22 protein-coding genes and 2 pseudogenes are annotated in these 24,602 nt (G+C 72.7%); 16 read left to right on the top strand and 8 right to left on the bottom strand.

What is annotated here, in order from left to right; all coding sequences use genetic code 11:
* The first annotated feature begins 523 nt into the window (after positions 1 to 523).
* From hpf to ACGFI1_RS17415, 3 genes are all read left to right on the top strand, one after another.
* The gene (hpf, locus tag ACGFI1_RS17425) at positions 524 to 1,186 is read left to right on the top strand and encodes a ribosome hibernation-promoting factor, HPF/YfiA family (RefSeq protein WP_138640921.1); all 663 of its coding nucleotides are present in this window, start codon (positions 524 to 526) and stop codon (positions 1,184 to 1,186) included.
* A 271-nt stretch (positions 1,187 to 1,457) separates the two neighbouring features.
* A complete protein-coding gene (locus ACGFI1_RS17420; protein ID WP_138640922.1) occupies positions 1,458 to 2,216 on the top strand; it encodes a response regulator in 759 nt (252 codons plus the stop codon).
* Positions 2,217 to 2,411: 195 nt separating this feature from the next.
* Positions 2,412 to 3,575: a winged helix-turn-helix domain-containing protein gene (locus tag ACGFI1_RS17415; protein WP_392786237.1), complete on the top strand. Its 1,164-nt coding sequence runs from the start codon at positions 2,412 to 2,414 to the stop codon at positions 3,573 to 3,575.
* 157 nt (positions 3,576 to 3,732) lie between these two features.
* On the opposite strand, the gene ACGFI1_RS17410 is transcribed toward ACGFI1_RS17415, so the two are convergent.
* Entirely contained in the window at positions 3,733 to 4,065 is a 333-nt protein-coding gene (locus tag ACGFI1_RS17410) for an HGxxPAAW family protein (RefSeq protein WP_386873689.1), read from the bottom strand.
* A gap of 183 nt (positions 4,066 to 4,248) precedes the next feature.
* Between ACGFI1_RS17410 and secA the strand changes: the two are divergent.
* A pseudogene (gene secA, locus ACGFI1_RS17405) lies at positions 4,249 to 6,787 on the top strand (preprotein translocase subunit SecA); the annotation flags it as partial.
* A 38-nt stretch (positions 6,788 to 6,825) separates the two neighbouring features.
* A complete protein-coding gene (locus tag ACGFI1_RS44370; RefSeq protein WP_449202370.1) occupies positions 6,826 to 7,113 on the top strand; it encodes an SEC-C metal-binding domain-containing protein in 288 nt (95 codons plus the stop codon).
* An 85-nt stretch (positions 7,114 to 7,198) separates the two neighbouring features.
* Here the strand turns inward: ACGFI1_RS44370 and ACGFI1_RS17400 are convergent, their stop codons facing one another.
* The 3 genes from ACGFI1_RS17400 to ACGFI1_RS17390 form a co-directional block, all read right to left on the bottom strand.
* Entirely contained in the window at positions 7,199 to 7,648 is a 450-nt protein-coding gene (locus ACGFI1_RS17400; protein WP_392786233.1) for an Rv3235 family protein, read from the bottom strand.
* 337 nt (positions 7,649 to 7,985) lie between these two features.
* Complete coding sequence (locus ACGFI1_RS17395) at positions 7,986 to 9,368, bottom strand: PTS transporter subunit EIIC (protein ID WP_392732453.1); 1,383 nt, start codon at positions 9,366 to 9,368, stop codon at positions 7,986 to 7,988.
* Positions 9,369 to 9,382: 14 nt separating this feature from the next.
* Positions 9,383 to 10,132 carry a GntR family transcriptional regulator gene (locus ACGFI1_RS17390; RefSeq protein ID WP_138640199.1) on the bottom strand — a complete coding sequence of 250 codons (750 nt, stop codon included), beginning with the start codon at positions 10,130 to 10,132 and terminating at the stop codon, positions 9,383 to 9,385.
* Between the two features lie 451 nt (positions 10,133 to 10,583).
* Here ACGFI1_RS17390 and nagA point away from each other — a divergent pair, with 451 nt between their 5' ends.
* The 7 genes and pseudogenes from nagA to ptsP all read left to right on the top strand — a co-directional run bounded on the left by nagA (position 10,584) and on the right by ptsP (position 16,189).
* The gene (nagA, locus tag ACGFI1_RS17385; RefSeq protein WP_392732450.1) at positions 10,584 to 11,744 is read left to right on the top strand and encodes an N-acetylglucosamine-6-phosphate deacetylase; all 1,161 of its coding nucleotides are present in this window, start codon (positions 10,584 to 10,586) and stop codon (positions 11,742 to 11,744) included.
* On the top strand, positions 11,741 to 12,781 hold the full coding sequence (locus ACGFI1_RS17380) for an SIS domain-containing protein (protein ID WP_392732448.1): 1,041 nt from the start codon (positions 11,741 to 11,743) through the stop codon (positions 12,779 to 12,781). Before nagA ends, ACGFI1_RS17380 begins: the two co-directional genes overlap by 4 nt.
* 22 nt (positions 12,782 to 12,803) lie before the next feature.
* Positions 12,804 to 13,040, top strand: a pseudogene (locus ACGFI1_RS17375) (glucose PTS transporter subunit EIIB); the annotation flags it as partial.
* 32 nt (positions 13,041 to 13,072) lie between these two features.
* On the top strand, positions 13,073 to 13,522 hold the full coding sequence (locus ACGFI1_RS17370) for a PTS sugar transporter subunit IIA (protein ID WP_138640203.1): 450 nt from the start codon (positions 13,073 to 13,075) through the stop codon (positions 13,520 to 13,522).
* Positions 13,523 to 13,540: 18 nt separating this feature from the next.
* Positions 13,541 to 14,218: an HAD family hydrolase gene (locus ACGFI1_RS17365; protein ID WP_392786231.1), complete on the top strand. Its 678-nt coding sequence runs from the start codon at positions 13,541 to 13,543 to the stop codon at positions 14,216 to 14,218.
* Between the two features lie 13 nt (positions 14,219 to 14,231).
* A complete protein-coding gene (locus ACGFI1_RS17360; RefSeq protein WP_364544748.1) occupies positions 14,232 to 14,504 on the top strand; it encodes an HPr family phosphocarrier protein in 273 nt (90 codons plus the stop codon).
* A gap of 2 nt (positions 14,505 to 14,506) precedes the next feature.
* Positions 14,507 to 16,189 carry a phosphoenolpyruvate--protein phosphotransferase gene (gene ptsP, locus ACGFI1_RS17355; protein ID WP_392786229.1) on the top strand — a complete coding sequence of 561 codons (1,683 nt, stop codon included), beginning with the start codon at positions 14,507 to 14,509 and terminating at the stop codon, positions 16,187 to 16,189.
* A 3-nt stretch (positions 16,190 to 16,192) separates the two neighbouring features.
* On the opposite strand, the gene ACGFI1_RS17350 is transcribed toward ptsP, so the two are convergent.
* The 3 genes from ACGFI1_RS17350 to ACGFI1_RS17340 form a co-directional block, all read right to left on the bottom strand.
* Positions 16,193 to 16,708 carry a hypothetical protein gene (locus ACGFI1_RS17350; protein ID WP_392786228.1) on the bottom strand — a complete coding sequence of 172 codons (516 nt, stop codon included), beginning with the start codon at positions 16,706 to 16,708 and terminating at the stop codon, positions 16,193 to 16,195.
* A gap of 70 nt (positions 16,709 to 16,778) precedes the next feature.
* On the bottom strand, positions 16,779 to 18,425 hold the full coding sequence (locus tag ACGFI1_RS17345; RefSeq protein ID WP_392786226.1) for a glycoside hydrolase family 3 protein: 1,647 nt from the start codon (positions 18,423 to 18,425) through the stop codon (positions 16,779 to 16,781).
* A 377-nt stretch (positions 18,426 to 18,802) separates the two neighbouring features.
* Complete coding sequence (locus ACGFI1_RS17340; protein ID WP_301176076.1) at positions 18,803 to 20,083, bottom strand: N-acetylglucosamine kinase; 1,281 nt, start codon at positions 20,081 to 20,083, stop codon at positions 18,803 to 18,805.
* 61 nt (positions 20,084 to 20,144) lie between these two features.
* Between ACGFI1_RS17340 and ACGFI1_RS17335 the strand changes: the two genes are divergently transcribed.
* Positions 20,145 to 21,122, top strand: coding sequence for a MurR/RpiR family transcriptional regulator (locus tag ACGFI1_RS17335; protein WP_240808349.1), 978 nt, complete (start codon positions 20,145 to 20,147; stop codon positions 21,120 to 21,122).
* Positions 21,119 to 22,015 (top strand): N-acetylmuramic acid 6-phosphate etherase, encoded by an 897-nt coding sequence (locus ACGFI1_RS17330; protein WP_386873698.1) that lies wholly within the window; start codon positions 21,119 to 21,121, stop codon positions 22,013 to 22,015. Before ACGFI1_RS17335 ends, ACGFI1_RS17330 begins: the two co-directional genes overlap by 4 nt.
* A gap of 144 nt (positions 22,016 to 22,159) precedes the next feature.
* Here the strand turns inward: ACGFI1_RS17330 and ACGFI1_RS17325 are convergent, their stop codons facing one another.
* Positions 22,160 to 23,356, bottom strand: a complete 1,197-nt coding sequence (locus tag ACGFI1_RS17325; RefSeq protein WP_386873699.1) for an acyl-CoA dehydrogenase family protein — start codon at positions 23,354 to 23,356, stop codon at positions 22,160 to 22,162.
* A gap of 60 nt (positions 23,357 to 23,416) precedes the next feature.
* On the opposite strand from ACGFI1_RS17325, the gene ACGFI1_RS17320 reads away from it, so the two are divergent.
* Both ACGFI1_RS17320 and ACGFI1_RS17315 read left to right on the top strand, forming a co-directional pair.
* Positions 23,417 to 24,064 carry an HAD family hydrolase gene (locus tag ACGFI1_RS17320; protein ID WP_392786224.1) on the top strand — a complete coding sequence of 216 codons (648 nt, stop codon included), beginning with the start codon at positions 23,417 to 23,419 and terminating at the stop codon, positions 24,062 to 24,064.
* A gap of 23 nt (positions 24,065 to 24,087) precedes the next feature.
* Entirely contained in the window at positions 24,088 to 24,597 is a 510-nt protein-coding gene (locus tag ACGFI1_RS17315; protein WP_392786222.1) for a DUF6912 family protein, read from the top strand.
* Positions 24,598 to 24,602: the final 5 nt, after the last annotated feature.

The raw sequence follows: 24,602 nt of genomic DNA, 5'->3' as shown, positions 1-24,602 counted from the left end.
GCCTGACCTGGGCGGCCGTCGGCGGCGGGATCGCCGAGCCTGTCGGGGTTCAGGGGAGGTGGAGGGACGCCAGGGGAACCCGCTGCGGCAGTCCTCGATGACGGTCCGTGAGTTTTTCCTCAGCCCACCCCCCTGACATTCGTCGCGTAAGGGGTTAGCGTTCCTGACATGGCACCCGCCCGGGTCCGTGGTTGCGTTGGATCGCAGTGCTCGTCAGGAGCACGGCAGACGATCCGGCTAGCCGATGCCAGGCGCAGGCGAAACGGCCCACGTAAGGCGACTTCTCGTCGACCGATCACGGTGCGCCTTAGAGGTAAGTCCTGCCCCATCGGGGGATCCGACATCCCCCGAATCGGGAGAAGGGCAGTAGTGGCGAGAGCGCCGCGAGCCCCTCAGCAGGCGGATGTGGGGACGAAGACCAGGTCGGCCGGGCGGGTGCGACCCACCGTCCTGTGGTGCCCGTTCGGGGCCGGCAGGTCCCCGGGCAGGGCGACAAGCGCAACCGGGAGAAGGGGGGTCCCGCGTGAACATCACCGTGAGGGGCCGGCACACCGACGTCAACGACAGGTTCCGTCGGCATGTCGACAGCAAGCTGGCGAAGATCGAACGGCTCGACCAGAAGGTCATCCGCGTGGATGTGGAGGTGTCCGAGGAACGAAACCCACGGCTGGCCGACCAGCGTGAACGAGTGGAGCTGACGATCCGCTCCCGCGGCCCGGTGATCCGGGCCGAGGCCGCCGCCGACGACCGCTACGGCGCCCTCGACCTCGCGCTCGACAAGCTGGAGTCACGGCTGCGCCGCGACGCCGAGCGGCGCAAGGGACACGGTCTGAAGAACCACGGCAAGAATGGCAAGGGCCGCGCCAAGCTCGCGACGATGGAACCGCTCCCCGAGGCGCTGCCGGAGCCCGTCCCCGAACCCGTGGAGACCGCGCCGCCGGTCGAGGCCGAGCCGGTGTCCCGTGACGAGAACCTCGTACCGATCCCGATGGACGGGGACGGCCCCCTCGTCGTCCGCGAGAAATTCCACAAGGCCGAGCCGATGGGCATTGAGCAGGCACTGTTCGAGATGGAGCTCGTCGGCCACGACTTCTTCCTTTACCGCGACAAGGCCACCGGGCACCCCTCGGTCGTATACCGGAGGAGAGGCTGGGACTACGGCGTCATCAGGCTCGTCGAGGAGTGACTCTTCGTATCGGTGATGCGGCGGACGCGTCACGTCACCACCGGAACCATGCCATGATCTGAAAAGGCGCATCAGCCGATCCGGCGCGTCCCGGGAACCTCCCGGGGCGCGCGGCGGTTGACCGGGAGACACCCCGGTCCGAAATCCCCCGGGTTCGTCCCCGGACCCCGTAAGTTCCCGAGGACGACCCGATGGATCACAACCCTCCGGTAGTTCCAGATCGCTGAATAGTGAAGGGGGGAAGCGGCGTCTCCTCCACGCCGCGACTCTGGTGAGCGAGAAGCCCGAGACTCGCGACGCCGCGGCGGTACCCCGTCAGACCGGCGCCCCCGCCGGTCGTGACGCCGCGCCGCCGGCCGGAGCGGCCGACCCCATCCGCGTGCTCATCGTCGACGACCATGCGCTGTTCCGCAGAGGACTGGAGATGGTCCTCCAGGGCGAGGACGACATCGAGGTCATCGGCGAGGGCGGGGACGGGCACGAGGCCGTCGAGATGGCCGGCGACCTGCTGCCCGACATCGTCCTGATGGACATCCGGATGCCGCGCCGCAGCGGCATCGAGGCGTGCACCGCCATCAAGGACGCCGCGCCCAGCGCCAAGATCGTCATGCTGACCATCAGCGACGAGGAGGAGGACCTCTTCGAGGCGATCAAGGCCGGGGCCAGCGGCTACCTGCTCAAGGAGATCTCCATCGACGAGGTCCCGCAGGCCGTCCGCGCGGTCCACGGCGGCCAGTCGCTGATAAGCCCGTCGATGGCGTCCAAGCTCATCACCGAGTTCGCCGCGCTGGCCAAGCGCAGCGAGGAGCGCACACAGCAGGTCCCCGCGCCGCGCCTCACCGAACGCGAGATGGAGGTCCTGCGCCTCGTCGCCCGCGGCCTCGGCAACCGCGAGATCGCCCGCGAGCTCTTCATCTCCGAGAACACCGTGAAGAACCACGTCCGCAACATCCTGGAGAAACTCCAGCTCCACTCCCGCATGGAGGCCGTCGTCTACGCCGTCCGCGAGAAACTCCTAGAAATCACCTGACCCCCAACACCCTGCGGGGGTGAGACCGGCTATCCGGGTTTGTCGGTGTTGTGTCGTAGCATCGCGGGCGTGGTGGAGACAGTAGGCGGGACGCAGGGCGGTGGCGGGGTCGAGCTCGGGGCCGATGAGGCTCGGCGGCTTCAGTTGCGTGCGCAGGGTTTTCTGGGGGCGCGTCCGAAAGGTGGGGTTCCGGCAATGCTGGAACGGCTCGGGGCCGTCCAGCTCGACACGATCTCGGTCTTGGCGCGGTCTCATGAGCTGGTGCCCTACGCGCGCTTGGGGGCGGTGAGCCGGGGTGCCATCGAGGCCGCGTACTGGGGCGGAGGGTCGCGTTCCGCCGGGAACGGTGCGCGCGGCGCCGGGAACGGTGCGGGCGGTGCTGGGCGGGTTTCGGGTGGTGGGTATCGGGCGTTCGAGTACTGGGCGCATGCGGCGTCCGTGATCCCGATGGCCGACTGGCCCCTGTTCGCGTTCCGGCGGCGCGCGTACCTGCGGCGCGGGTGGCGCTGGCACAAGGTGCCTGAGGGCGTATGCGACGAGATCCGCGACCGGCTGAAGGCGGACGGCCCGCTCACCACCAAGGAGCTCGGCGGCGCCAAGGCGAGCGCCGAATGGTGGGACTGGAGCGACCACAAGATCGGCATCGAGTGGCTGCTGGACATCGGCGAGGTCGTCTGCGTCGAGCGGGTCGGCTGGCGTCGCGTGTACGACCTGGCCGAGCGGGCTGTGCCGTCTGAGCTGCTCGCCCAGGATCTGGACGACGACGCCTGCTTGACCGAGTTGGTCGCCCGTGCCGGACGCGCCCTTGGGGTGGCGACGCGCGGTGATCTCGCCGACTACTACCGGATCAAGCAGGACCAGGTCGACCGCGTGATCGAGGCGACCGGGCTCGTCCCCGCCACTGTTGCCGGATGGTCCCAGCGTGCGTGGGTCGACCCCGGCGCGCTCGCGACCCCGCCCAAGGGCAGGCACGCCACCACCCTGCTCTCGCCCTTCGACTCCCTCGTCTGGGACCGCGCCCGCGCGTCGCGCGTCTTCGGGTTCGACCACCGCCTGGAGGCGTACGTCCCGAAGGACAAGCGCGTCCACGGATACTTCGCGATGCCGCTCCTCGCCGGCGGCCGCCTCATCGGGCGGGTCGACCCGGCCCGGGAGGGGCGCACCCTCATCGCTCGGCAAGCGTCCCTGGAACCCTGGGCCACCCGCACCGCCGCGCGCACCGAGACCTCGGCGGCGGCCCTCGCCACCGCGCTCTGGCGCGCCGCCGCCTGGGTCGGCTGCGACGACGTCCGCGTGGAGCGCACCGACCTCCCGCCCGCACTCCTGAAAGCCGCCCTGGACGCCGCCGCGTCGCGTTGAGACCGCCGGGGCCGGGGAATCGGCTCGGTGCGGTGGGGCGTTGAAATCGTGTGCGGGTTTGCGCCGACCGAAATGTGGCCGTCGAGGCGTGTGCCTGAAGGTTTCGGACGCGGCATGCGTGAGGCCGGCCCGGCGGGCCGGCCTCGGACACGCGGGATCAGCCGTGGGGGGTCTGCTGGGTGTCGGTCGCCACCGGGGCCTCGATGGACTCGCCCTGGTCGCCGCCGCGGCGCTTGGCCGAGCGGGAGCCGAACAGGGAGTAGTCGACGATCTCGGGGATCACGCGGGGCGCGTCCACGACGACGTCCGCGAAGAGGTGGACCAGCCAGCTGACGAGGAACCCGGCGACCACGATGCCGACGCCGACCCAGAACAAGATCCAGGACGGGCCGAGGCAGAGCGCCACGCCGCCGACGACGAAGCCGATGAAGATGACGCCGACGGCGAGCCACGAACTCGGCCGGCCGGCGTGCGAACCCTCTGAGGACATTGGGCCTCCCTCCCGTGAGGTGTGAGAGATCCTCTCCGGGACCCGGAAAGTCAAACGGAACGCACAGTGGATTGCGCTGCGGAGTGACCTAGACCATTCTGGGTCTCGCCTACGATGGCATCGTACGTGTGGTGTGCGTGCCGCCTTGAGCGGTGAACCACGATCTGCAAGGAGCCTTCGAGAGTGCCGCCAGTCATCGACAAGATCCTTCGTGCGGGCGAGGGAAAAACCCTGCGCAAGCTCAAGAAGCTCGCGGATCAGGTCAACTCGATCGAGGAGGACTTCCTCGAGATGAGCGACGCCGAGTTGCGCGAGCTGACCGACAAGTACCGGGAACGCATCGCCGACGGCGAGTCCCTGGACGACCTGCTTCCGGAGGCCTTCGCGACCGCACGCGAAGCCGCCAAGCGCGTCCTCGGCCAGCGGCACTACGACGTCCAGATCATGGGCGGCGCGGCGCTGCACCTCGGGAACATCGCCGAGATGAAGACGGGTGAGGGCAAGACCCTGACCTGCGTGCTCCCCGCGTACCTGAACGCGCTGTCCGGCGACGGCGTGCACGTGGTCACGGTGAACGACTACCTGGCCAAACGCGACGCCGAGTGGATGGGCCGCGTCCACCAGTTCCTCGGGCTGGACGTCGGCGTCATCCTCCCGCAGATGACCCCGGACGAGCGCCGCGCGGCCTACAACTGCGACATCACCTACGGGACGAACAACGAGTTCGGGTTCGACTACCTGCGCGACAACATGGCGTGGAGCCTGGACGAGTGCGTCCAGCGCGGGCACAACTTCGCGATCGTGGACGAGGTCGACTCGATCCTCATCGACGAGGCCCGCACCCCGCTGATCATCTCGGGTCCGGCCGAGCAGAACTCCAAGTGGTACTCGGAGTTCGCCAAGATCGTCCCGCGGCTGAAGCGGGCCGAGCTGGTCAGCACCGCCGGGCAGGTCGACGAGTACGGCCCCGGCGACTACGAGGTGAACGAGAAGAAGCGCACGGTCGGCGTCACCGAGGCCGGTGTCGAGAAGGTCGAGGACTGGCTCGGCATCGACAACCTGTACGACTCGGTGAACACCCCGCTGGTCAGCTTCCTGAACAACGCCCTGAAGGCCAAGGAGCTCTACAAGCGCGACAAGGACTACGTCGTCATGAACGGCGAGGTCCTGATCGTGGACGAGTTCACCGGCCGCATCCTCCACGGCCGCCGCTACAACGAGGGCATGCACCAGGCCATCGAGGCCAAGGAGGGCGTGGCGATCAAGGACGAGAACCAGACGCTCGCCACGATCACCCTGCAGAACTACTTCCGCCTCTACAACAAGCTGTCCGGCATGACCGGCACCGCCGAGACCGAGGCGGCGGAGTTCAACAAGACCTACAAGATCGGCGTCGTGCCGATCCCGACGAACAAGCCGATGATCCGCGAGGACGTGGCGGACGTCGTCTACAAGACCGAGCAGGCCAAGTTCGAGGCCGTCGTCGACGACATCGCCGAGCGGCACGAGAAGGGCCAGCCGGTGCTGGTCGGCACCACCTCGGTGGAGAAGTCCGAGAAGCTGAGCAAGATGCTCAAGCGCCGCGGCGTCCCGCACCAGGTGCTGAACGCCAAGCACCACGAGCAGGAGTCGGCGATCGTCGCGGAGGCGGGCCGCAAGGGCAGCGTCACCGTCGCGACGAACATGGCGGGCCGCGGCACCGACATCATGCTCGGCGGCAACCCCGACTTCCGCGCCGACCTGGTGCTGCACCAGCGCGGCCTGTCCCCGCTGGAGACGCCCGAGGAGTACGAGGCGGCCTGGCCGGAGGCGCTGGAGAAGGCCAAGGAGGACGTCAAGGGCGAGCACGAGGAGGTCGTCGAGGCCGGCGGCCTGTACGTGCTCGCGACGGAGCGGCACGAGTCGCGGCGCATCGACAACCAGCTGCGCGGCCGCTCCGGCCGGCAGGGCGACCCGGGCGAGTCCCGGTTCTACCTGTCGCTGGAGGACGACCTGATGCGGCTGTTCAACTCGGCCCGGGTCGAGTCGATCATGACGCGGCTGAACATCCCGGACGACACCCCGATCGAGTCCAAGATCGTCACGAACGCGATCAAGTCGGCGCAGAGCCAGGTCGAGCAGCAGAACTTCGAGATGCGCAAGAACGTCTTGAAGTACGACGAGGTGCTGAACCGGCAGCGCAAGGTCATCTACGCCGAGCGCCGCCAGGTGCTGGAGGGCGCCGACCTGCAGGAGCAGGTCCGCCGGATGATCGACGAGGTCGTGGCCGGCTATGTCGCGGGCGCCACCGGCGAGGGCTTCGCCGAGGAGTGGGACCTCGACAAGCTGTGGAAGGCGTTCAAGCAGCTGTACCCGATCTCGATCTCGGTCGAGGACCTGACCGACGACGAGGACGGCGACCTGTCCGGGCTGGACGCCGAGACGCTCGCGGAGAAGATCCGCGACGACGCGCAGGCGGCCTACGCCAAGCGCGAGGAGGAGCTCGGCTCGGAGGTCATGCGCGAGCTGGAGCGCCGCGTCGTCCTGTCGGTGCTGGACCGCAAGTGGCGCGAGCACCTCTACGAGATGGACTACCTCCAGGAGGGCATCGGCCTGCGGGCCATGGCGCAGCGCGACCCGCTGGTGGAGTACCAGCGCGAGGGCTACGACATGTTCAACGCGATGCTCGACGGCATCAAGGAGGAGTCGGTCGGCTACCTGTTCAACCTCGAGGTCGAGGTCGAGGAGCAGCCGGAGACCCCGACCGTCGGCGCCGCGCCGGTGTCGGTCGCGAAGTCGGCCCCCACGGCGGAGGGCGCCGCGGAGGAGGCCGAGGTCGAGGAGGCCGAGGAGGCCCCCGCGATCAAGGCGAAGGGGCTGGAGAAGCCGTCCCGTCCGAAGAAGCTGGAGTACTCGGCCCCGACCGTCGACGGTGAGGGCGGCGTCGAGCTGCACAGCGAGGAGACCGAGGACGAGTACGCGGGCGTGAACCGCAACGACCCGTGCCCCTGCGGCTCGGGCAAGAAGTTCAAGCGCTGCCACGGCGACCCGCGCAACAAGAACAAGTAGCACCGCACGAGCGAGTTAGCACCGCACGAGCGGGTAGTACGGCGCGAAGCGGCCTCCCGGACGTCCGGGAGGCCGCTTCCGCATGTCAGGGGGCGGTCGTCTCCAGGGCGGTGCAGCGCCACCGGCCCCGTGCCAGTTCCAGCCGCAGCGCCAGCGCGTGGACGCGCCCGGCCACGGCCACCACCGCCGCGGCTTCGGCCACGGTCGGCGACGGCCGCTGCATCCTGCTGGACAGCACCTTCGGCGGGACGACCCGTCTCCCGCGCGTCCCCGCGCCCGTGTGCGGGGCGAACGCGCGGCACACCGCCGGGACGGCCACGAGCGACAGCTGGTGCGCGGGCCGCGCGCCCGCCATGACCTCCACGACGAGCCGCACGGCGGTGTCGGCGACCGCCCGCGCCTCGGCCTCAACCCCGTCCCCCGGCCGCACGATCCGCAGCCCGGGGCCGGGCGGCGCCGTTGCCTTCCGGGGGACCGGTGCGGGCCGGTACCGAATGACCCGAACCGCCGAAGACGCCACCGGACGACCGCTCATGAGAACCTCCCGACTCGTTTGGAAACAGGAGTCAGAAGAGCCGCGAAAAATACATCCTGACCACCTTCGGCCGTTCCTGTAACGCCCGTGTCACTCGCGAACGCGACTGAGAAAGAGCGCACGCCGCGGGAGTGGGAAACCCCGGTGGGCCGTGGTCGCCGGAGGGGGCGACGTGCGAAGGCGGCGGGACGCTGAGGAGCGTCCCGCCGCCTTCTGGGAGCGGTTCCGGGCGGTGCGGGCGTCCGGAACCTCTTGGGAGCGGGGCCGGGTGGGCTGGCCGGCCCCCGGGCGGGGCGCCGCGAACGGGGCGAGGGGGTTCGCGGCGCCCCTGGGAGGGTCAGCCGCCGGCAGGGGAGTCCTGCGGTTCGGCGGTGCCCTTGCGGTCGCGCTTCTTCTTCCCGCCCTTCTCCCCGCCGGCGAGCTCCGGGCTGGCGGCCGGGTCGGCGGCGGTCGACTCCTCGCCCTCGGGCTCCCGGCCCGGGGTCGCGAAGTTGAACCGCGTGATCAGGAATCTGAAGATGAAGTAGTAGAGGAAGAAGTACAGGACGCCCATGCCGAGGATCAGCAGCAGCCCCGACGTGTTGTCCTTGCGGGCGTTCAGCAGCAGGTCGATGCCGCCGGCGGAGAAGCCGAAGCCGAGCTTGGCGCCGGCCGCCTCCAGCACGGCCATCGAGATGCCGGTGAGGACGACGTGCACGCCGTACAGGACGGGCGCGACGAACATGAACGCGAACTCGATCGGCTCGGTGACGCCGGTGACGAACGCGGTCAGCGCGGCGGAGATCATGATGCCGCCGACCGCGGGGCGCCGGTGCTTGGGCGCGGCGTGCCACATCGCGAGGGCCGCGCCGGGCAGGCCGAACATCAGCACGGGGAAGAACCCGGCGAGGAAGCCGCCCGCGTCGGGGTCGCCGGCCAGGTAGCGGTTGATCTCGCCGTGGACGACGCCGCCCGGGGTGTTGTAGTCGCCGAACACGAACCAGATGAGCGAGTTCGGGATGTGGTGCAGGCCGAAGGGCAGCAGCAGCCGGTTGATGACGCCGTAGATGCCGGCGCCGGCGGCGCCCGCCCCGGTGATCCACTCGCCGGCGTCGGTGAGCCAGCTGCCGAACAGCGGCCAGATGAAGCCGATCAGGATGCCGAGCGCGAGGCCGGCCACCGCGGTGATGATCGGCACGAACCGGCGGCCGCCGAAGAACGCCAGCCAGGTCGGCAGCTTGATCCGGTAGTACCGCTGGTAGAGCAGGGCCGCGATGACGCCCATCAGGATGCCGCCGAGCACGTCGGTCGGGTTCTTGGCGCCCCAGTCGATGACCTGCGCCTGCGCCCCGTCCGCCACCTTCGTGATGAGGACGTTGCCCTTGAGCTCGTCGGTGTGCGAGAACATGATCTTGGAGACCCGGTCGAAGACCAGGTACCCGACCACGGCCGCGAGCGCGGTGGAGCCGTCGGACTTCTTGGCGAAACCGATCGCCACGCCGACGGCGAAGAGCAGCGGGAGCGCGGCGAACAGCGCGTTGCCGGCCTCACCGACGATCTCGGCGACCCGGTCCCAGCCGAGCCCGTCGGCGCCGAGCATGTCGGCCTGGCCGAAGCGCAGCAGCAGCGCGGCGGCGGGCAGCACGGCGATCGGCAGCATGAGGCTGCGGCCGATCCGCTGCAGCACCGCGAGGGTGCTGGACCCGCGCCGCGGCGCGGAGTCCACTGTTGTCGCAGTCATCGCGAGGTTCCTCCTCAGGGGTGTTCGGAGTGCGGCGGGGGGTTTCCGAGGGCCGTGTGGATCTGGTAGCGGTCCGCCCGGTAGGTCGACACGCCCAGCTCGGCGCACACCCCTCCGGTGTACGAGCGGCGTTGCAGGAGCAGCACGGCGCTGCCCCGGGCGATCTGCAGGTGCCTGGCGTCGGTCGCGTCGGCCAGGCTGGCGTCGATGGTCTGGTCGCCCGCGTCGAAGACCAGCCCGTACACCGCTTCGAGGACGCCGTAGAGGGAGCGGTCGGCGAGCCGGCGGTCGAGCAGGTCGGGGGCGAGGGCGGCCAGGATGTGCGCGCGTTCGAGGGCCATGGGCTCCCCGTCGGCGGTGCGCAGGCGCTCGATGACGTGGATCTGGGTGCCGGGTTCGACGTCGAAGATGCGGGCGAGCCGGGCGTCGGCCGGGACCGTCCGCCGGTCGAGGTCGATCGCGCCCGGCCGCAGTCCGCGGGCCAGCATGTCCTCGGTGAAGGAGACGAGCCGCAGCGGCATCTCGATCTTGGGCCGGGCGACGAAGGTGCCCTTCCCGGGGACGCGGTAGAGCCGCCCCTCGGAGACGAGCTGGTCGACGCCCTGCCGGACGGTCATGCGGGAGAGTCCGTACCGGCCGCACAGCTCGCGCTCCGAGGGGATCGGGGCGTCGACGGGCAGCTCCGCGCTCTCGATGAGGTCGAGCAGGATCGCGCGGAGCTGGAAGTACTTCGGTACGGGACTGTGCGGATCGATGGTGGTCACGGGGGTCCTCGATGGCCGGGGGCCGGATCGACGGGGTTCGCCGGGTTTCGACGGAAGAGTGGACTGGCGGTGATTGAGACGGTATGCGATTTGATTCGTACTGGTCTAGGCCGGACTAGACCACATGACCGAAAGGCATGTCAATGCACGAATTTGTAACGACCTGGTCACGCCGCGACGACGTCAAGATCGAAGAATCCGCAGGTCAGGGCGCCCTCGCGGATGCGGCGTCCGCTTCGGCCGGCTCGTCCTGACCTCGTCGGGCCGCCGCCGCGGCGACCGGTGTCCGGCCCCCGTGCGGGGCCGCATCGCCCGCCGGACGAGTTTCGCCCCGCATCTTCATCTCCATCCGATTCGTGGAGTATGGTGCGTACTGGTCTAGTCCGGACTAGACCAGTTGACACGGAGGAACCGGCCCCCGCGACCGATCGCGTCACAGAGAGCGCGCACCATGGCATCACTACTGATCACGGCCTCCCGCATGATCATCACCCCCGCCGAGGGTCCTACCCGCGTGGTCTCCCCGGGATACGTCCGGGTGGCGGACGGGGTCATCGCCGAGGCCGGCGAGGGACGTCCCGCCGGCGCCCCCGACCTCGACCTCCCCGACGGACTGCTCGCGCCCGGCCTGGTCGACCTCCAGGTGAACGGCTTCTACGGCCACGACATGGTCGACGCGGACGAGGCGGGCTGGCGCACCGTCGTCTCCCGGCTCCCCGAGACGGGCGTCACCGCGTTCCTCCCCACCTTCATCACCGCGCCGGTCGAGACGCAGGCCGCCGCGCTCCGCCGCACCCGCGACCTCCTGCCGCACCTCCCCGACGGGACGCGCGTCCTCGGCGTCCACCTCGAAGGCCCGTTCCTGTCGGAGCAGCGCAAAGGCGCGCACAACGCCGCCCACCTCACCGACCCGACGCCCGAAGCGCTCAAGACGCTGCTGGAGACGGGCCTGGTCAAGCTGGTCACGCTCGCGCCCGAACGCGACGGCGCGCTGGAGGCGATCCGCGCCCTGACCGCCGCCGGGGTCCTGGTCAGCGTCGGGCACAGCGCCGCGACCGCCGACCAGACCGCCGCCGCGGCCGACGCCGGGGCGCGCATGGTCACCCACATCTTCAACGCGCAGACCGGCGTCCACCACCGCGACCCGGGCGTCGCCGTGCAGGCGCTCATCGACGACCGGCTCAGCCCCGGCCTCATCCTCGACCTGCACCACGTGTCGGGGAAGGTCGCGCAGCTGGTGTTCCGTGCCGCGCCGGGACGGGTGGTGCTCGTCACCGACGCCGCGTCCGCCGCCGGGATGCCGCCCGGCACCTACGACCTGGGCGGCGAGCCCATCACGATGCCCGAGCAGGGCCCGCCGCTGCGCGCCGACGGCACCATCGCCGGGTCCGGCCTCCGGCTGGACGAGGCGGTCGGCAACGCGATCGGCCTCGGCATCGGCACGGCCGCGGCGGTGGACGCCGCGACACGGATTCCGGCCGACCTCATCGGCCGTCCCGACCTCGGCCGGATCGCGCCCGGCGCCGCCGCCGACCTCGTGTGGCTGGGGCCGGACCACCGGGCGCGTACCACGTGGGTGGGCGGGCAGAAACTCTTCGAAGGGGGATCATGACCAGTCAGATGCGCGCCGAGATCGGCGAGCAGCCGGACGCGCTGCGCCGGACGATCGACGCGCTCCTCCCGCGCACCGCGGACCTCGCGGCGCTCGCGCGGGAGACCCGGCAGGTGCTGTTCATCGCGCGCGGCTCGTCCGACAACGCCGCCGTGTACGGGCGGTACCTGGTGGAGTCGCAGGCGGGCCGGCTGGCCACCCTCGCGGCGCCGTCCATCGCCACCGCCTACAAGCGCAAGCTGGACCTGGACGGCGTGCTCGCCGTCGCGATCAGCCAGTCCGGCAAGACCGAGGAGATCGTCGAGACCCTCGACTGGGCGAAGGACTGCGGCGCCCGGACGGTCGCGGTCACCAACGGCGCCGGCTCGCCGCTGGCCGAGGCCGCCGAGGTCGCGCTGGTCACCGACGCGGGTGACGAGATCGCCGTCCCGGCCACCAAGACCTACACCACCCAGCTCGCCGCGCTGTCGGTGTTCGGGCTCGGGCTCGGCGCGGACGTCGCCGCGGGCGACCTGCGCCGCGTCCCGGACGAGGTCGCGCGGATGATCGAGCTGACCGAGGCGTCGCCGGCGCTGCCGGAGATCGTCGCCGAGCTGGCGAAGGTCCCCGGCGCGGTCGTGTCCGGGCGCGGCATCGCGTTCGGCACCGCGCTGGAGCTGGCGCTGAAGATCAAGGAGGCGTGCTACCTGCACGCCATGGGCCTGTCCTACGCCGACCTGCTGCACGGCCCGATCGCCGTCGTGGACGCGCAGACCCCCGCGCTGCTGGTCGCCGCCGACAGCGGGCCGACGCTGCAGGGCACCGTCGCGCTGGCCCGCCGTGTCGAGGGCGCCGGCGCCCGCGCGTTCGGCGTCGGCGGCGGCGCGGAGCTGGCCGCCGCGTGCTCGGCCGCGCTGCCGGGCCCCGCCCTGCCCGAGTGGGTGGCCCCGCTCGGCCTCATCGTCCCCGGCCAGATCATGGTCGAGAACCTCGCCCGCCGGCTCGGCGTCGACCCCGACGTCCCCCGCGGGCTCAACAAGGTCACCCAGACCGACTGACCCCCGAGCGAGAGAAGAGAAGGACATGGACAAGGCCGAGGCCATCATCGCGGCGCTGGGCGGCGCGGACAACATCATCGAGATCGAGCCCTGCGCCACCCGGCTGCGCACCGAGGTCGAGGACGGGGACAAGGTCGACGAGGCGGGCCTGAAGAAGGCGGGCGCGTACGGCGTGATGCGCAGCGGCGGCGTCGTGCAGGTCGTCGTCGGCCCGGACGCCGACACCATCGCCAGCGACATCGAGGACATCCTCGACTGACCCCAGCCACAGGACCTAGGGAAGGCCCTCCCATGACCCGAGTACTGTCCCCGGTCACCGGCCGGGTCGTCGGCCTCGCCGGCGTCCCGGACCCGGTCTTCGCCCAGGCCATGGTGGGCCCGGGCACGGCCGTCGACCCCGAGCGCGCCCCGGGCCAGGCCATCGCGCCCGTCACCGGGAAGATCGTCAAGCTGCATCCGCACGCCTACGTCGTGGTGGACGCCGAGGGCCACGGCGTCCTCGTCCACCTCGGCATCGACACCGTCAAGCTGAAGGGCGAGGGCTTCGAGTTGCTCGCCGCCGAGGGCGACGAGGTCACCGCCGGGCAGCCGGTCGTCGGCTGGAACCCCGCGGTGATCGAGGCGGGCGGCCGCTCGCCGATCTGCGCGGTGGTCGCCCTGGACGCGGGCGCCGACGCCCTGTCGGACGTGGCCGAGTCGGGCGAGGTGACGAAAGGGGCCGAGCTCTTCACATGGAGCTGAGCACATGGAGCTGACCGGATGGCGGTGATCGGACTCGGCGCGGCGGTGTTCGACCTCGACGGCACCCTCATCGACACCGAGCCGCGCAACCGGGTGATGTGGTCGCGGCTGTTCGACGCGCACGGCGTCCCGTGGGACGACGCCCTGATCGGCTCGTTCGCGGGACGGCGCGGCCTCGAGGTGCTGCGCGACCTCGCGCACCTGTTCCCCGGCCGGAAGGTCGAGGAGCTGTTCGAGCAGGCGGTGTCCTACGAGGCGCTGCCGGGGATGCCGGCGGTCGCGCCCGTCCCCGGCGCCGTCGCCCTCGTCCGGTCGCTGGCGGACGCGGGCGTGCCGCTCGCCGTGGTGACCTCGGGGCAGCGCCCGTACGCCGAGCGGCTGCTGGCCGAACTCGGCATCCGCGACCTGCTGGACCTGGTGGTGACCGCCGGGGACGTCGTCACCGGCAAGCCGCACCCGGAGGGCTACCTGGCCGCCGCGCGCGACCTGGACGTCCCGCCGCAGGAGGCGGTCGGGTTCGAGGACGCCCCCGCGGGCGTGGCGGCCGTGAAGGCCGCGGGCATGACCTGCGTGGGCGTCATCACCACGCAGCCGGCGGGCGCGCTCGCCGAGGCCGACCACGTGGTGGCCGATTTTCAGGAAGTGGACGTCGTGCCGGGCCCCGCGCTGCGGGTGCGGGGCCTGGCACTGAACTAGCGAGGAGTGTGCCGTGACCGAGCGCAACGTCAAGATCGAGTCCAGGGTGGGGCTGCACGCGCGGCCGGCCGCGCTGTTCGTCCAGACCGCGGCCAAGGCCCCGATGGACGTGACCGTGGCCAAGCGCGGCGGCGCCCCGGTGAACGCCAAGAGCATCCTCGCGGTGCTGGGGCTGGACGCCCGGCACGGGGAGGAGATCGTCCTGTCCGCGGACGGCGAGGGCGCCGACGAGCTGCTCGACAGCCTGGAGAAACTGCTGTCGACGCCGGAGCCCGAGGAGGCCTAGGGGTGGCGGGCGTACTGCAGGGCGCGGGAGTCAGCCCGGGCGTCGGCGCCGGTCCGGTGCTGCGCGTCGCCGGGGACGTCCCGGAGCCGCCGGCCGGCGACCGGCACGGCGGGGACGCGGCGGCGGAGCGGGCCGCGGCGCTGGCCGCGCTGGAGGCCGTCGCCGCCGATCTGGAGGCGCGCGGGGAGCGCGCCGCGGCGGCCGGCAACACCGACGGCCGGGACGTGCTGAACGCGCAGGCGCTGATGGCCCGCGACCCGGGCCTCGCCGACGGCGTCGGCGCCAAGGTCGGCGAGGGCGTCGCGGCCGCGCGCGCGGTGTTCGAGGCGTTCGGCGTCTACCGGGAGATGCTCGCCGGGGCGGGCGAGTATCTCGCGGCGCGCGTCGCCGACCTGGACGACATCCGCGACCGCGCGGTCGCCCGGCTGCTCGGGCTGCCGGTGCCCGGCGTCCCGGAGTCCGACGAGCCGTTCGTGCTCGTCGCCCGGGACCTGGCCCCGGCCGACACGGCCGTGCTCGACCCGGCGCAGGTCGTCGCGTTCGTCACCGAGGAGGGCGGGCCGACCAGCCACACCGCGATCATCGCCCGCACGATGGGCGTGCCCGCGGTCGTGGCGCTGCCGGGCGCGGCGTCGCTCGCCGACGGCACCCGCGTGCTCGTCGACGGCGCCGCCGGGACCGTGCGGATCGACCCGTCGGAGGAGGAGGTGCGGTCGGCGCGCGAAGCGGCCGCCGCCCGGGGGTCCGCGCTCGCGGAGTTCACCGGGCCGGGCGCGACCGCCGACGGCCACAAGGTGCCGCTGCTCGCCAACATCGGCGGGCCGAAGGACCTGGAGCAGGCGCTGGCGAACGGCGCCGAGGGCGTCGGCCTGTACCGCACCGAGTTCCTGTTCCTGGACCGCGCGACCCCGCCGTCCGACGCGGAGCAGGAGGAGGCGTACCGCAAGGTGCTGGAGGCGTTCCCGGCGGGCCGCGTGGTCGTCCGGACGCTCGACGCCGGCGCCGACAAGCCGCTGGCGTTCCTGCCCGCGCCCGGCGAGGAGCCGAACCCGGCGCTCGGCGAGCGGGGCGTGCGGATGTCGGTGCGGCATCCGGACGTGCTGGCCGCGCAGCTCGCCGCGCTGGCCCGCGCCGCCACCGACCTGACCGTGAAGCTCCAGGTCATGGCCCCGATGGTGACGGACGCGGCGGACGCGGCCTGGTTCGCGGAGCAGTGCCGGGACGCCGGCATCGAGCACCCCGGCGTCATGATCGAGGTGCCGGCGGCCGCGCTGCGCGCCCGCGACGTCGCCGCCGAGGTGGAGTTCTTCAGCATCGGCACCAACGACCTGACGCAGTACGCGTGCGCGGCGGACCGGCAGGTCGGCGGCCTTGCCCACCTACAGGACCCGTGGCAGCCCGCCGTCCTGGACCTGGTCGCCCCGGCGGCCGCCGCGGGCGTCCCGTGCGGGGTGTGCGGGGAGGCGGCCGGCGACCCGGCGCTCGCGTGCGTGCTGGTCGGGCTCGGGGTGACGTCGCTGTCGATGAGTGCCCCGTCGCTGCCGCTGGTGCGGGCCGCGCTCGCCAAGCACACCCTGGAGCAGTGCCGGGAGGCCGCCGCCGCGGCCCGCGGCGCCCGCACGGCCGGGGAGGCCCGCGACGCCGCCCGCGTCCATCTGCCGGGTCTCGCCGACCTGGGACTGTGACGGTCAGACGGTGATCTGCCAGTAGGCGCCGGTCTTGCGGAGGGTGAAGCTCGCCGCCAGCGGCCCGCCCGCGCGGGCGGGCTCGCCCTTCCAGGCCAGGTCCTCGAAGCGGACCGTGTACTCGCCCTCGCCCGGCCCCGGCTCGCAGGCGGGGACGGACACGCCGCGCAGCGCCGCGATGTCCTGCGGGCGCAGCTTCGCGCGGGCGGCCGCGAAGCCGGTGCGGCACGCGGCGGGCCCGCCGAACGCCTCCCGCTGGTAGGCGGGCGTCAGGTAGGCGCAGACCTTCGGGTTCCCCGCCGCGACGCCGCGCAGGTACTTGAAGAGGACGAGCCGCGCCGGGAAGGTCTCCTTCGCCGACGCCGTCGCGGCCGTGGACGCCGGCACGTCGAAGAACTGGGAGTCGCCGGGCTCGGGGGTGAGCGGCGGCATCGTGACCTCGTCCTGCCCGCCGCAGGCGCCGAGGCCCAGCAGCGGGAGCACGAGCAGCGCGGCGGCGAGCAGCGGACGGGCGTACACGGCGACCTCCCTGGGGGAAGAAGGCGGCCTGATCCTCCCAGGAAGCGGCCCCCGCGTCCATCGGCCCCGGCTACGGGTAGCCGAGGCCGTGCCCCGCGGGCTGCCCGCCGGCGGGGACCGGGAGCTTCCCGGTCGGCTTCACCGCGCCGCTGAGCACTCCCGCCAGGGCGTTCACCGACACCGTGCTGGAGGAGTAGGCGGCGAGCGTCGCCTGCGCGCCGCCGGACGCGTCGAGGTCGTAGGGGCGGCCGAGCGCGGCGACGACGACGGGCTTCGAGCCGAGCGCGCGGACCCGGGACGCGGTCGCCGCCCCCGCGTTGTGCGTGGTCAGCACGATGACGTCGGCGGCGCCGGGAGCGGCGGTCGCGACGCCCCGGCTGCGCAGCGCCGCCTGGAGCCGCGCGGCGTCCGGCCCGGTCACCGCGACCTTCCTGCCCTTGAGCGGCAGCAGCCCGCCCTTGTTGCGGACGAGGGTGATCGAATGCTCGGCGACCCGCCGGGCCGCGGCCGTGTTCGCGGCCGTGCCGACCGCCGCGCTCGCCTTCGCCGGGTCGGCGGCCGTCCCGTCGAACAGGCCGCGCCGCTGCTTGAGCCGCAGGATGCGGGTGACCGACTCGTCCAGCCGCTTCTCGCTGATCTTCCCGGCGCGGACGGCCTGCAGCACCGCGTTGTAGGCGCGCGGCAGGCTCGGCGGCATCAGCAGCTGGTCGGCGCCGGCGCTGATCGCCCGCACCGGGACGCCGGCGTCGCCGTACTTCTCCCGGACGCCCGCCATCTGCAGCGAGTCGGTCGTGATGACGCCCTGGTAGCCGAGCTTGCCGCGCAGCAGCCCGGTCAGCACCGTCTTCGACAGCGTGGACGGGTCGCCCGACCGGTCCAGCTTCGGGACGACGAGGTGCGCCGTCATGATCATGTCGACGCCGGCCGCGACCGCCGCCTTGAACGGGGGCGCGTCGATCCGCTCCCACTCGCTCGGCGAGTGCTTGATGACCGGCAGCCCGGTGTGGCTGTCGACGGCGGTGTCGCCGTGCCCGGGGAAGTGCTTGGCGGCGGCGGCGACCCCGGCGTCCTGGTAGCCGCCGACCGCGCCGGTGACCAGCTGGGCCGCGAGCGCCGGGTCGGAGCCGAACGAGCGCAGCCCGATGACCGGGTTGCGCGGGTTCACGTTGACGTCGGCGTCGGGCGCGTAGTCGAGGTTGATGCCGACCGCGCGCAGCTCGGCGCCGGTGACGCGGGCGGCGGCGCGGGCGTCCTCCGGGTTCCGGGTGGCGCCGAGCGCCATGTTGCCGGGGAAGCGGGTGATGAACGGGGTGCGCGACACGATGCCCTGCTCCTCGTCCACGCCGAGCAGCAGCGGGATCGCGGACGCCTTCTGCAGCGCGTTGGACTGCGCGGCCGTCTTCGCGGGGGAGCCGAAGTTCTGCGGGAAGTAGATGAGCCCGCCGACGTGGTACTTGCGGATCTTGGCGAGGGCGTCGGCGCGGCTCGCGAAGGTCGGCACGAACAGCTGCCCGACCTTCTCCTGCACGCTCATCTTCGCGACCCGGGCGGCGATCCACGCCTCCGGGGCCGGTGACGCCGCCTGCGGCGAGCCGGACGGCGTGCCGGATCCGGCGGACGGCGTCCGCCCGCCCTTGCCGCTCCCGCCGCCGCAGCCCGCGATCCCGCCGATCAGCAGGGCCGCCGCCGCGACCGCGAGGGGACGTGAAGCACGCACCTGACCAGGCCCCCCGACGTGGTCTCGGTTCCTCGGTCGCATCGGACGCCCGCGACGCTAGCCGCTCCCCGGCGCGCTGTCGACTCGATCTCCGGGCGCGTCGCGCACGTCGCGGCGGGAGTTCGCACGGGTCGGACGGGGACGTCGCGCGCAGGAGGGACGGCTCAGCGGGTTCTCGCGGCGACTGCCGTCCCACTGGCCACAGCATGGATCACGATGGACCCCTGACTCACCGGAGTCGGGCGGATCGTGTGGGGGTCCATCGCGATGAACCGGACGGCCGCGGTGCCGTCCATCCGTGCACCGGCCGGGCTGGGTCGGGGAGCAGCCGGACCGGGGGCCGGGCTTCGGCGGGTTCCGCCGTGCGGGCGGACCGCTCAGCCGGGCAGGGGGTGGCCGAGGCGGCGCAGCGCCATCCCGGCCGCGCCGACGGCTCCGTCGCCGGCGCAGCGCGGCGCCTCGTCGAAGCGGTCGCGCAACCCGGTGCGGACCGCCTCGGCGACGGGGCCTTCGCGGAGCACCGAGCCGTGCATCACGACCGGCGCCCCTGGATCGGACAGGGCCGGGCGCACCGCGTCGACGTCGCGCAGCAGCCACTGTGCGGCCTCGTCGGTGATGCGCCTGGCCACGGGATCGCCGGCGGCCGCGGCGGCGGCGACCACCGGGCCGAGCCGGCCGAGGGCCGCGGGCGGGCGGCCGTAGACCTCCTTGATGATCGCTTGGGCGAGCCGGGGGTTCGGCGGGGTGCCGGGCAGTGCGGGGTACCCGGACGGACCGGGGGCCGCCGGGTGGCCCGGCGGCCCCAGTGAGCCGGGTGGTCCGGCTCCGGTGTGCCCGGGGCCCGGTGGCGCGCCGCCGGGCTGGGGACAGGGGACGGAGGGATGGGGGCAATCGTGGAGCAGCACGGCGGTGCCCGTGCCGCCCCCGCCGGGGGGTACCGTTCCGGAGCCGAACGACGCGGCCTGCGCCGGCACCGGACCGCCCGGTGCCGGCGAAGACGACGAAGGGGCGCCGGCCATGGCCAGCGCCCGGGGAAGGCGGGGTCTTCGCCGTTCCGCGTCGATCTCCGCGACGACGGTGGCGCCGAGCAGCGCCCGGGGGACCGAATCGGTGAGCAGGGTCGGGGAGCCGCGGCCGTCGTAGGCGGCGAGCGCCGCGCGGACGGCCTCCTTCCCGAGCCAGACCGCCGAACCCTCGTCCCCGACGAGCCAGCCGTAGCCGTCGGCGCGCTGCACGATCGTCCCGTCGCTGATGACCGCCGCGCCGGCGCCCGTGCCGGAGAACACCACGATGCCCTTGGGCTCGCTGGTTCCGGCGGCGAACGCCACCGCGATATCGGTCACCACCGCGGGCGAGCCGCGCAGCCCGACGGCCTGCCAGGCCCGCCGGGCCGCCGCGACGGCGGCGGGCCGGCCGGCCGAGCCGGCGCCGGCGATGCCGAACACGCCGGTGAGGATGTGGGTTCGGTCCAGGTCCCCGAGCGCCTCCCGCAGGGCGGTGGTCAGCGCCCCCGCGGTGTCGCCTCCGGAGTTGGGGTTGGCCCCCGGGCCGGTGCCGGAACCGGCCAGGGCACCCCCTAGCGTCAGCACGACGCAGCGGGTCTTCGTGCCACCCGCGTCGATACCGACCACGTAAGGACCGGCCAAATGGGTCAACACATGGCGACCGTAGCCTTTTCTACCGTTGACGTGACATCCTGTGCGTAAGAAAATTTCCTCCATGAGGAAACCCATCGGCCCTGAACAGGGCCCCGAGCGGGGGATCACGGGGGAGCCCGGCGCACCGCCGGAGACGGCGGCGCCGGGCAGGGACGCCACGCCGCTGAGCACGGTCGTGCGGGTCCGCTCCCTGCTGCCCTCGCTGCCCCCCGCCGAGCGAAGAGTGGCGCAACGCGTCATCGACGACCCCGAAGGGGTCGCCAACTCCACCATCACCGAACTGGCCCAGGCCTGCGGCACGTCCGAGACCACCGTCATCAGGTTCTGCCGCGCGATCGGGTTCCACGGCTACCCGGAGCTGCGGCTGACCCTCGCCACCGAGGCCGGGCGCGCGCAGAGCGCCAGCGGCGGACGGGTGATCGGCAGCGACATCAGCCCCGACGACTCCCTCGAGCAGATCGTGGAGAAGGTCACGTTCGCCGACGCCCGCGCCGTCGAGGAGACCGCCTCCCAGCTCGACATCAAGATGCTCGAACAGGTCGTGGACGCGGTCGTCGCCGCCGACCGGGTCGACGTCTACGGCGTCGGCGCCAGCGCGTTCGTCGCGGCCGACTTCCAGCAGAAGCTGCACCGCATCGGCCGCGTCTGCTCCGCCTGGGCGGACGCGCACATCATGCTGACCAGCGCCGCCGTCCTCGGCAACGGCGACGTGGCGATCGGCATCTCGCACACCGGCGCGACGGTGGAGACCATCGACGCGCTGGAGGTCGCGAAGACCCGGGGCGCCCGCACCGTGGCGCTCACCAACTTCCCGAAGTCCCCGATAGCGGAGGTGGCCGACCTCATCCTGACGACGGCCGCACGGGAGACGACCTTCCGCTCCGGCGCCACCGCCAGCCGGCTGGCGCAGCTCACGGTGGTCGACTGCGTCTTCGTCGGAGTGGCGCAGCGCACCTACGGGCCGACCCGCAAGGCCCTGGAAGCCACGTTCGAGGCGGTCCGCGGACGGACCGTGCGACCCGACCGGAGGCGTCGGTGATCGATTGCGAGCTCCCCACCGAGGGCCGGAACCCCCGCACCCTCGACGTCGACACGCTGCCGACCATGGAGGTGCTGCGCCTGATCAACTCCGAGGACGCGACCGTGCCGACGGTCGTCGCCTCCGTCCTGCCCGAGGTCGCCCGGCTGGTGGACCTCGCGGTCGAGTCGCTGCGCGCGGGGGGCCGCGTGCACTACTTCGGCGCCGGCACGTCCGGCCGGCTCGCGGTGATCGACGCCGCCGAGCTGCCCCCGACGTTCGGCATCTGGGGCCGGGTGGTCGCGCACCACGCCGGCGGGCCGGGCGCGCTGTCGCAGGCGGTCTCCGACGTCGAGGACGACGCCGACCTCGGCCGCCGGGACGCCCGCGACGTCCGGCCCGGTGACATCGCCGTCGGCATCGCGGCCAGCGGCCGCACCCCGTACGTGGTGGGGGCGCTGCGCGCCGCCGCCGCGGTCGGGGCGCGGACGGCGCTGATCAGCTGCAACCCGCACACCCCGTACGGGGACGAGGTGGAGGTGCACATCGGGCTCGCCACCGGGCCCGAGGTGATCAGCGGGTCCACCCGGATGAAGGCGGGCACGGCCACCAAGCTCGTGCTCAACTCCTTCTCCACCACGCTGATGATCAGGATGGGCCGCACCTACTCCAACCTGATGATCAGCGTGAACGCGCTGAACGCCAAGCTGCGCGCGCGGCTGGTGCGCATCCTCACCGAGGCGACCGGGATGGACGCCCGCACCTGCGAGAACGCGCTCAACGAAGCCGGGGGCAACACCCGCGTCGCGCTGGTCTCGCTGCTCGGCGAGGTCCCCGCGGCGCGGGCGACGACGGTGCTGGAGGAGGCGGACGGCGGCGTCCGCGAGGCCCTCCAGCGGCTGAGGTCCGCCTGAGCGAGCCTTACTGGTGACAGGGGACCGGTGCGGCGACGGCGGAGGGCCGCGCACCGGGAGGGACGGACCGGCGGGGGAGACGCCGGCCGATCAGGGGGGTCCGCGCCGTGCGAGCCGCGGCCGCGGTCGAGCACCCATGGCGGATCAGCTCTCGTAGCGGCGCAGTTCCTGCCGGGCGACGGTGCGCACGTGCACCTCGTCCGGACCGTCGAAGATCCGCATGGCGCGGACCCACGCGTACATCGCCGCGAGCGGCGTGTCGTCGGAGACCCCGGCGCCGCCGTGCACCTGGATCGCCCGGTCGAGTACCTCGTGGGCGATGCGGGGCACCACCACCTTGATCGCGGCGATCTCGGTGCGGGCGCCCTTGGCCCCGTGCCGGTCGATCAGCCAGGCCGTCTTCAGGGTGAGCAGCCGGGCCTGCTCGATGGCCATCCGCGATTCGGCGATCTGCTCGCGCACCACCCCCTGCTTCGCGAGCGGACCGCCGAACGCGACCCGCTCCACGGCGCGGCGGCACATCAGCTCCAGCGCCCGCTCCGCCATGCCGAGCGCCCGCATGGCGTGGTGGATGCGGCCCGGCCCGAGCCGCGCCTGCGCGATCATGAAGCCGTCGCCCTCGCCCGCGATCAGGTTCGACACCGGCACCCGGACGTCCTCGAACACGATCTCGGAGTGGCCGTGCTGGTCCTGGTAGCCGAACACCGGCAGATGCCGGACGATCGTCAGGCCGGGGGTGTCGCGGGGCACCAGCACCTGCGACTGCTGCCGGTGGACCGGCCCGTCCGGGTCGGTCTTGCCCATCACGATGAAGATCTTGCAGCGCTCGTCGGCGGCGCCGGTGATGAACCACTTGCGGCCGTTGATCACGTACTCGTCGCCGTCCCGGACGATCGAGGTCTCGATGTTGGTGGCGTCCGAGCTCGCCACCTCCGGCTCGGTCATCGCGAACGCGGACCGGATCTCGCCGTTCAGCAGCGGCTCCAGCCACCGCCGCTTCTGCTCGTCCGTGCCGAACATGTGCAGGACTTCCATGTTCCCGGTGTCGGGCGCGGCGCAGTTGACCGCCTCCGGCGCGAGGTCGGGCGACCGGCCGGTCAGCTCCGCGAGCGTCGCGTACTCCAGGTTCGTCAGCCCGGACACGTCCGGCAGGAACAGGTTCCACAGCCCGCGCCCGCGCGCCTCGGCCTTCAGCTCCTCGACGACGGGCGGCAGCGCGTGCGGGTCGTTCTCCGCGCGCCATGCCGTGTACACCGGCTCGGCCGGGTAGACGAACTCGTCCATGAACTCCTGGAGGCGGTCCTGGTACTCGCGTGCCTTCGGGCTGAGTTCGAAGTCCATGCGCGCATTCTGGCAGAACGCTATTCGGTCGGGACGTCCGGGATCGCCTACCATCGGGGCGTGCCCTCAGAACCACCCGTGAAAGCCGTCATCACCGACTGGGGCGGCGTCCTCACCTCCCCGCTCGCCGACGCCGTCGCCCGCTGGATCGACGCCGACCGCATCGACGCCGGCCACTACAAGAACGTCATGCGCGCCTGGGTGAAGCAGGCGTACGACGGCGGCGGGACCAACCCGATCCACGGGCTGGAGGACGGCTCGCTCCCGGTGGCCGAGTTCGAGCGGCGGCTCGCCGCCGAGCTGCTCACCGTGGACGGCGGCCCCGTCGAGGCGCCGGGCCTCATCGCCCGCATGTTCGCCGCGTTCAGCCCCGTCGAGCCGATGTACGACGCGCTCCGCGCGGCCCGCGCCGCCGGGACCCGCACCGCGCTGCTGTCCAACTCCTGGGGCAACGAGTACCCGCACGACCTGTTCGCCGACCTGTTCGACGCGGTCGTGATCTCCGCCGAGGTCGGCATGCGCAAGCCGGACGAGCGGATCTTCCGGCACGCCCTCGACCTGCTCGGCCTGGACGCCGCCGACTGCGTCTTCATCGACGACATCGAGCACAACATCCGCGCCGCCGAGGCGCTCGGGATCCGCGGCATCCTGCACACCGACCCCGACACCACCATCGCCGAACTGCGCGGCTTGGAGCTGCTGCCCTGACCGTCTGGCAGACTGCTGCCGTCATGCGCGTCTATCTGCCGTCCACGCTCACGCTCCTCGCCGGCGTCCACGCCGCGCGGGAGATCGGCCCCGCGCCGCTCGCCGCCCACGCCGTCACGCCCGCGCTCCGGGAGTGGTACGCGAGCGGCGACCTGGAGGAGCTGGAGTACGCGGCGATGACCGCCGCCGCCCGCGCCTCCCTGCGGCTGCTCGCCGCCGACCCGTCCGCACCGCGCCGCCGGGTCGTCCTCGCCGCCGAGGTCCCCGATGACGCCGTCGCCTGGCCGCGCGGCGACGCCGCCCCCGCCAACGGCGACCGCGCCCTGGTGGAGGTCTCCGCGGCCGTCCCGTGGAAGAAGATCGCCTCCGGCCATGTGGACGACCCCGGCGCCGCCGCCGACATCGCCGCCGCCGCCGAGGCCCTCCCGGCCGCCGACGCCGGCGACGACGACGCCCTCTTCACCGTCGACGGCGCCGAGGGCCACGAACTCCTCTGGTTCGCCACCCAGGAACTCCAGCACCTGCTGGACTGACCGGC

It is taken from the genome of Actinomadura geliboluensis (assembly GCF_043197915.1).
Classification (GTDB): Bacteria; Actinomycetota; Actinomycetes; order Streptosporangiales; family Streptosporangiaceae; genus Spirillospora; species Spirillospora geliboluensis.
Note: the sequence above shows the minus strand (reverse complement) of the source record. Positions and strands in the feature narration are given on the sequence as shown.

Coding starts and splice junctions, on each gene's coding strand:
- ACGFI1_RS17410 (WP_386873689.1), bottom strand. CDS start 4,065: ATGTCCTCAGAGGGTTCGCACGCCGGCCGGCCGAGTTCGTGGCTCGCC.
- ACGFI1_RS17315 (WP_392786222.1), top strand. CDS start 24,088: ATGCGCGTCTATCTGCCGTCCACGCTCACGCTCCTCGCCGGCGTCCAC.
- ACGFI1_RS17395 (WP_392732453.1), bottom strand. CDS start 9,368: ATGACTGCGACAACAGTGGACTCCGCGCCGCGGCGCGGGTCCAGCACC.
- ACGFI1_RS17370 (WP_138640203.1), top strand. CDS start 13,073: ATGACCCGAGTACTGTCCCCGGTCACCGGCCGGGTCGTCGGCCTCGCC.
- nagA (WP_392732450.1), top strand. CDS start 10,584: ATGGCATCACTACTGATCACGGCCTCCCGCATGATCATCACCCCCGCC.
- ACGFI1_RS17335 (WP_240808349.1), top strand. CDS start 20,145: ATGAGGAAACCCATCGGCCCTGAACAGGGCCCCGAGCGGGGGATCACG.
- ACGFI1_RS17365 (WP_392786231.1), top strand. CDS start 13,541: ATGGCGGTGATCGGACTCGGCGCGGCGGTGTTCGACCTCGACGGCACC.
- ACGFI1_RS17325 (WP_386873699.1), bottom strand. CDS start 23,356: ATGGACTTCGAACTCAGCCCGAAGGCACGCGAGTACCAGGACCGCCTC.
- ACGFI1_RS17415 (WP_392786237.1), top strand. CDS start 2,412: ATGCTGGAACGGCTCGGGGCCGTCCAGCTCGACACGATCTCGGTCTTG.
- ACGFI1_RS17400 (WP_392786233.1), bottom strand. CDS start 7,648: ATGAGCGGTCGTCCGGTGGCGTCTTCGGCGGTTCGGGTCATTCGGTAC.
- ACGFI1_RS17380 (WP_392732448.1), top strand. CDS start 11,741: ATGACCAGTCAGATGCGCGCCGAGATCGGCGAGCAGCCGGACGCGCTG.